The sequence below is a fragment of the Nocardia farcinica genome, assembly GCF_029867845.1.
Taxonomy (GTDB): domain Bacteria; phylum Actinomycetota; class Actinomycetes; order Mycobacteriales; family Mycobacteriaceae; genus Nocardia; species Nocardia farcinica_A.
Window position 1 is genome coordinate 1 of record NZ_JARWRU010000568.1, and the last position, 5,930, is coordinate 5,930.

The 5,930-nt window shown below is 71.5% G+C and carries 7 protein-coding genes; 3 read left to right on the top strand and 4 right to left on the bottom strand.

The window, feature by feature from the left end:
• Positions 1-22: 22 nt before the first annotated feature.
• Positions 23-1,219 (top strand): serine hydrolase domain-containing protein, encoded by a 1,197-nt coding sequence (locus tag QH283_RS12410; protein ID WP_432420719.1) that lies wholly within the window; start codon positions 23-25, stop codon positions 1,217-1,219.
• Between the two features lie 54 nt (positions 1,220-1,273).
• Here the strand turns inward: QH283_RS12410 and QH283_RS12415 are convergent, their stop codons facing one another.
• Positions 1,274-1,654: a DMT family transporter gene (locus QH283_RS12415; RefSeq protein ID WP_280503161.1), complete on the bottom strand. Its 381-nt coding sequence runs from the start codon at positions 1,652-1,654 to the stop codon at positions 1,274-1,276.
• Between the two features lie 87 nt (positions 1,655-1,741).
• Between QH283_RS12415 and QH283_RS12420 the strand changes: the two genes are divergently transcribed.
• Entirely contained in the window at positions 1,742-2,395 is a 654-nt protein-coding gene (locus tag QH283_RS12420) for a hypothetical protein (protein ID WP_280503155.1), read from the top strand.
• A 22-nt stretch (positions 2,396-2,417) separates the two neighbouring features.
• Here QH283_RS12420 and QH283_RS12425 read toward each other — a convergent pair whose 3' ends face one another.
• The 3 genes from QH283_RS12425 to argH all read right to left on the bottom strand — a co-directional run bounded on the left by QH283_RS12425 (position 2,418) and on the right by argH (position 5,675).
• Entirely contained in the window at positions 2,418-2,792 is a 375-nt protein-coding gene (locus QH283_RS12425) for a VOC family protein (protein ID WP_280503156.1), read from the bottom strand.
• A gap of 189 nt (positions 2,793-2,981) precedes the next feature.
• On the bottom strand, positions 2,982-3,353 hold the full coding sequence (locus tag QH283_RS12430) for a hypothetical protein (RefSeq protein ID WP_280503157.1): 372 nt from the start codon (positions 3,351-3,353) through the stop codon (positions 2,982-2,984).
• A gap of 900 nt (positions 3,354-4,253) precedes the next feature.
• Entirely contained in the window at positions 4,254-5,675 is a 1,422-nt protein-coding gene (gene argH / locus QH283_RS12435; protein ID WP_280503158.1) for an argininosuccinate lyase, read from the bottom strand.
• 32 nt (positions 5,676-5,707) lie between these two features.
• Here argH and QH283_RS12440 point away from each other — a divergent pair.
• The coding region (locus tag QH283_RS12440; protein ID WP_280503159.1) for a hypothetical protein at positions 5,708-5,930 on the top strand (223 nt) is incomplete at its 3' end.

The window sequence follows — 5,930 nt, forward strand, 5'->3', positions numbered from 1 at the left end:
CCCGGAGCCCGGCGAGGACGAGGTGGGCGCGGCGCGCGCCGCCGACCACGCGCAGCAGCACGTGGATCGGCGGTTCGTGCGCCTGGTGACCGAGTTCGACCGCCTGTTCCGCAAGCCGTCGGACGGCGGCGGCGCGCTGAGCGTCTACCTGCACGGGGAACCGGTGGTCGACGTATGGGCGGGCTACGCCCGGCCGGAGCAGCGCTGGGCCCGCGACACGCTCGCGGTCACCTACTCCACCGGCAAGGGCGTGGCCTCGACGGTGCTGCACCGGCTGGCCGAGCGCGGACTGGTCGACTACGACCGTCCGGTCGCCGAGTACTGGCCGGAGTTCGCGGCCGCGGGCAAGAGCGAGATCACCGTCCGCCTGCTGCTCACCCATCGCGCCGGCCTGCACCGGCTGCGGGATCTGGTGCCGGGGCCGGTGGACCGGTTCTTCGACGACGAGGCGGTCACCGCCGCGCTCGCCGCCGCGACGCCCGACCCTCGACACCGCGTGACCAGCGGCTATCACGGTCTCAGCTTCGGGCACCTGGTCGCCGAACTGGTGCGCCGGGTCAGCGGGACGAGTTTCACCGAGGCGCTGCACGCCGAGATCGCCGAGCCACTCGGCATCGGCGATCTGTTCTTCCGCGTCCCGCCGGAACACCGCTCGCGCATCGCCACCAACTTCCCCACCCTCACCGTCGCGGGCATGAGCTGGGAGCGCGGCGCGCAACTGATGAGCCGCACCAGATTCGCCGCCGCCGCGGAGACCACCCCGCGCGGGTTCGCGCGGATCATGGCCGACCCGCGCCTGCACGACTCGGTGATGCCCGGCGTCAACGGCGTCTTCAGCGCCCGCTCGCTCGCGGCGATGTACGCGGCGCTGGCCTGCGACGGGCGGCTGGGCGAGCGCGAGCTGCTGCGGCCGGGCACCGTCGAGGTGATCCGCACCAGGCAGGTGTTCACTCCCGACTACGTGCTGGCCTTCCGCATCCCGTGGGCGCTGGGATATCACGGCGTGCCGATGAAGCCCTCGCGCGCGGAGCCCGTCTCGGCGTTCGGGCACTTCGGCCTCGGCGGTTCCGGCGCGTTCGCCGACCCGGAGACCGGGATGTCGCTCGGCTTCGTGACCAACCGGCTGGGCGGCAAGCTCACCCCGCTCGGCGACGCCAGGCTGACCAGGCTGGGCACGCTGGCCCACAACATCGCGAAGAAGATCGCCCAGGAGTCCTGAGCGCGCCGAGCCGGAGCCCGCGGAGCCGGGGCACGGGAGGCCGGCGCGCACCGGTCAGTGGGCGCCGCCGAGTTCCAGCGCCATGACGCCGAGGATCACCAGCGCGATGCCGCCGACCTGGATCATGGTGAGCTTCTCGCCGAGCAGCAGCACGCCGATGATCGCGATGGCGGCCACCCCGATCGCCGACCAGATGCCGTAGGCGACGCCGATCGCCATGCCCCGTTTCAGCGCCTGGGACAGGAAGTAGAACGCGCCGCAGTAGCCGATCACGACCACGACGGACGGTCCGAGCCTGCTGAATCCCTCGGAGAGTTTGAGCGAGACGGTCGCCGTCACTTCGAACGCGATGGCCAGGGCGAGGAACAGCAAGGACATGGCCGGCAGCCTAATGACCGCCCGGCGTGTCGGTGCGCCCCGGCGACCGGCGGAAATGGCCTACTTCACAACGGCGGCGCGCGAGAGTGACCCGCCTCACAGGTGCGCGCTTCACAATGGTGGCAGAGCCGGGAGGTGGTGGCGGTGCGGGAAGCGATGCTGATCGCCGTGGTGGTCTTCGTCGTCGTGGTCACGGCGGCGGGATTGTTCGTCTTCCTGCCGATGCTGCGCGGCACCGAGCGGCCGCGCCGTGACACCTTCGCCCGCTGGGCCGCGACCCACGGCTGGCGCTATCAGGACCGCACGCACCCGGCCTGGAGCGCGCGGCTGCCCGGCCACGAGAGCGGCACGGTGGTCTTCACCGTCACCGGCACGGTGCACAACCGCCTGGTCACCGCCGCCGAGTTCCGCGGCGAGTCGTTCCGGCTGAGCGTGCTGGTGGTGCACCTGGACCGCCCCTATCCCCCGCTGGCCGTGCTGGATCGGGAGCTCAGCCGCGAACTCGGCGACGCCTTCACCGGATCGACCGCCATCCACACCGGCCACGCCGCGTTCGACCGGCAGTTCCGGGTGGTGGCGGTGGACCGGCAGTACGCCCGGCTCATGCTCGATCCGGTGATGATCCGGGCGCAGCTGGACGGGCCGGTCGAACGGTGGAGCCTGGCCGGACGCGATCTGATCACCTACCGGCCGGGTCGGTTCGCCGGCCCGCACGCGATCCCCGAGCAGGCCGAACCGGTGCTGCACCTGGCCGATCTGCTCGAGGAGCGCGCCTACGGGGACTCGGCGGACCGGTAGCGCCGCCCGCCGAGGTGACCGGCTACAGGTAGGGCCGGGTGATGATCTCGATGCCGTGCCCCGCCGGGTCGAGGAAATACACCCCGCGACCGCCGTGCCCGTGGTTGATCTCGCCCGGCCGCTGGAAGTGCGGATCGGCCCAGTGCTCGACGCCGCGCTCGCACAGCTTCCGATAGGCGCGATCGAACAGGTCGTCGTCCACCAGGAAGGCGTAGTGCTGGCGCTGGATCTCCACCGGAGGTTCGGCGAACTGCAACAGCACGCCGTCCTCGCAGAGCAGGTTGGTGAACACGCCCCAGGACGGGGCGTCGGCGAGCTCGAGGATGTCGCGGAAGAAGGCGGCCGACTCGGCACGGTCGGTCGCGGCGATGATGGTGTGGTTGAAACGTGCGGTCAAGGGACTCTCCTGTCGTGATCGAAGTGGTGCTGGTTCGATCGCGCGACAGGAGGGGCGCGGGCGCTCAGATCAGCGCCGGGTCACCTGTCCGTGCGTGGCTCGTGGCCGTCCCGGTCGTCATCGTGCCGATGGTAGGCGGACCGAATCGCACTCGGCAAGGGCGGGTTTCACCGCGAACGGAGGTTCCGCTCACCCGCTGAGCCAGCGCCACATGCCGAGCCAGCCCGCCTCGTAATGCGGGATGACCCGCTCGATGGCGGTGGGCGCGGGCTCGTCCTCCAGGTCGACGACGACCCCGACGCCGGCCCGGATCTCCTCCACGCGCCCGTCCAGATGTCGCGGGTGGGGCACGAACAGCGCACGGGCGCCGTGGCGTTCGATCTGGGCAAGCAACTGTTCGATGCGGTTGTCGGTGGCCGCGGTGAAGACGATGGTCTTGCGGAGGTTGTATCCGAGGCGCGGGGCGAGATGGCGCATCCTGATCTCGTCCCAGGGCTGGCGGACCCCGGACAGATCGGCGCGCAGATAGCCCAGCGCGGGTTCGGCGCGACGGAAGCTCACCGGGACCCCACCTTCCCCGGTCGCCGGTGTGGACTCGACGGTCGTCCCGAGATCATCCGGTACTCCTCTCTTTCCGCCGCGCGCCGCGAAAGCGACACGACGTCAACGAAATACACAGTGATCGACGGATCGGACGCGGCACTCGCCCGATCGTTTCTCGCGCGGACACCCGTTTTCTCGAGCGCCTGGCTACTGCACAGTCCTGCAATCGGCGGCGGATCGCTGCCGGGCGGAAAATCGCTGCTCGGTTGCCCGGAGCATTTCTCGACGCTCTCGGCGCACGCCCCGCGACCTCTTTCGGTCGATCCCGCTCCGGTCGATCGCCGTGCTGCCCCGATACCAGCATCGGTGTTCGCGCCTCGCAGCGGAAGTGCCGTCCGCAGTTTTCCACTGCCCTTCCGCCGAACTTTCCGCACACGGCCCGGCGCGCGAATCGGCCGCGGGCGCGAACCCGGCGATCATACCGACGAGTGACCGCCGTCACGGTCGGCGCGCCCGAGTGCCCTGCGGCGCAGCGGGTGTCCTGGCACACGCGGCCTCGGGGAGATACGGGGGACGGCGGGGGCGATGCGGACCAGACGCACGCGATCGGGCCGAATCCCGTTCCACGCCAGCGTTCTACACCCTAAGAAAGCCCGATCTGGGCTGCGTTTGTGTTCACCCCCTGGGACAACTAACCTTCTCGTCGGCAATAGCAACCACGCATGAAGGAGATAACTCGGATGGTGCTCGATTTCGTCTCTGATCTGCTCGCTTTCGTGCTCGCCCTGATCGGCCTCTGATCCACCAGGACAACAATCGCCCCCCGCACTCGCGGCTGCTGCCCCGCGTGCCGGGGGCGAGTTCTGTTGTCAACAACCCTTTCCCGAGTTGATCACCATTTCTGGTCGATCACCATTCTCAGGAAAGGCGAGCGCGGGCCTCGGCGACCGCCGCCCGCACCTCCTCCACCTGTTCGGCCACCCGGACTCCCGCCGTGCCGCCGCGGGCGTTGCGCGAGGCGATCGAACCCTGCACGGTCAGCACCTCACGCACCCGAGGGGTCAGCGCGGGGTCGACGGCGGCGAACTCCTCGTCGGTCAGCTCGTCCAGCCCCACCCCGCGCGACTCGGCCGCCCGCACGCACGCGCCGGCCGCCTCGTGCGCGGCCCGGAACGGCACCCCTTCGCGCACAAGCCATTCGGCGATGTCGGTGGCGAGAGTGAAGCCGGCGGGGGCGAGTTCGGCCATCCGGTCGGTGTGGAAGGTGAGCGTCGCGACCAGACCCGCGATGGCGGGCAGCAGCAGTTCCAGCTGGGCCACCGAATCGAAGACCGGTTCCTTGTCCTCCTGCAGGTCGCGGTTGTAGGCCAGCGGCTGGGCCTTGAGCGTGGCGAGCAGACCGGTCAGATTGCCGATCAGGCGGCCCGCCTTGCCCCTGGTCAGCTCCGAGACGTCCGGGTTCTTCTTCTGCGGCATGATCGACGAGCCCGTCGACCAGGCGTCGGCGAGGGTGACATAGCCGAATTCCGGCGTGCTCCAGATGATCACCTCTTCGGCCAGCCGGCTCAGGTCCACCGCGATCATGGCGAACACGAAGGCGGCCTCGGCGGCGAAGTCACGCGAGGAGGTGGCGTCGATCGAGTTGGCGGCCGCGGCGTCGAAATCGAGTTCGGCGGCGATGGCCTCGGGATCGAGGCCGAGCGAGGAACCCGCCAGCGCGCCCGAGCCGTACGGTGAGACGGCCGCGCGCCGATCGAAATCGCGCAGGCGGTCCAGGTCGCGCAGCAGCGGGTGCGCGTGCGCGAGCAGGTGGTGCGCCAGCAGCACCGGCTGGGCGGCCTGCAGATGGGTCTTGCCGGGCATGACCGCGTCGGGGTGCGCGGCGGCCTGCGCGACCAGCGCGTCCACCACGTCGAGCACACCGGCGGCGACCCGGCGGGCGGCGTCCCGCAGCCACATGCGGAACAGCGTCGCCACCTGGTCGTTGCGGGAACGCCCCGCGCGCAACCTGCCACCCAGCTCGGGACCGACCCGTTCGATCAGCCCGCGCTCGAGCGCGCCGTGCACGTCCTCGTCGGTGTCGGCGGGCACGAACGCGCCCGAGGCCACGTCGTCGGCGAGCCGGTCGAGGCCGGCGAGCATGGCCGTCAGGTCGGCGTCGGTGAGCAGGCCCGCCTTGTGCAGCACCCGCGCGTGCGCCTTGGACGCCCGCACGTCGTAGGGGGCCAGCGCCCAGTCGAAGTGGGTGGACTTGCTGAGCGCGGCCATCGCCTCGGCGGGGCCGGAGGCGAACCGCCCGCCCCAGAGGGCGCCGGTGTTGGTGCTGCCGCTCTGCGTCATCGTGTGCTGTCTCCTCGTTCGTTCGATGCCGTTTGCCCGTCGGGGCCGTCGTCCACCCCGGCCACCTGCGTCGATCCCACCGTAGCCGGGCGGTCGGCGGGCCGGGCGAGCGCACCGCCGCGGGGGGGGGGGCCCCGGGCGCGCCCCCCCGGGGGGGGGGGGGGGGGGGGGGGGGGGGGGGGGGGGGCCCCCCCACCCCCCCCCCCGGCGGGGGGGGGGGGGGGGGGGGGGGGGGGGGGGGGGGGGGGGGGGGGG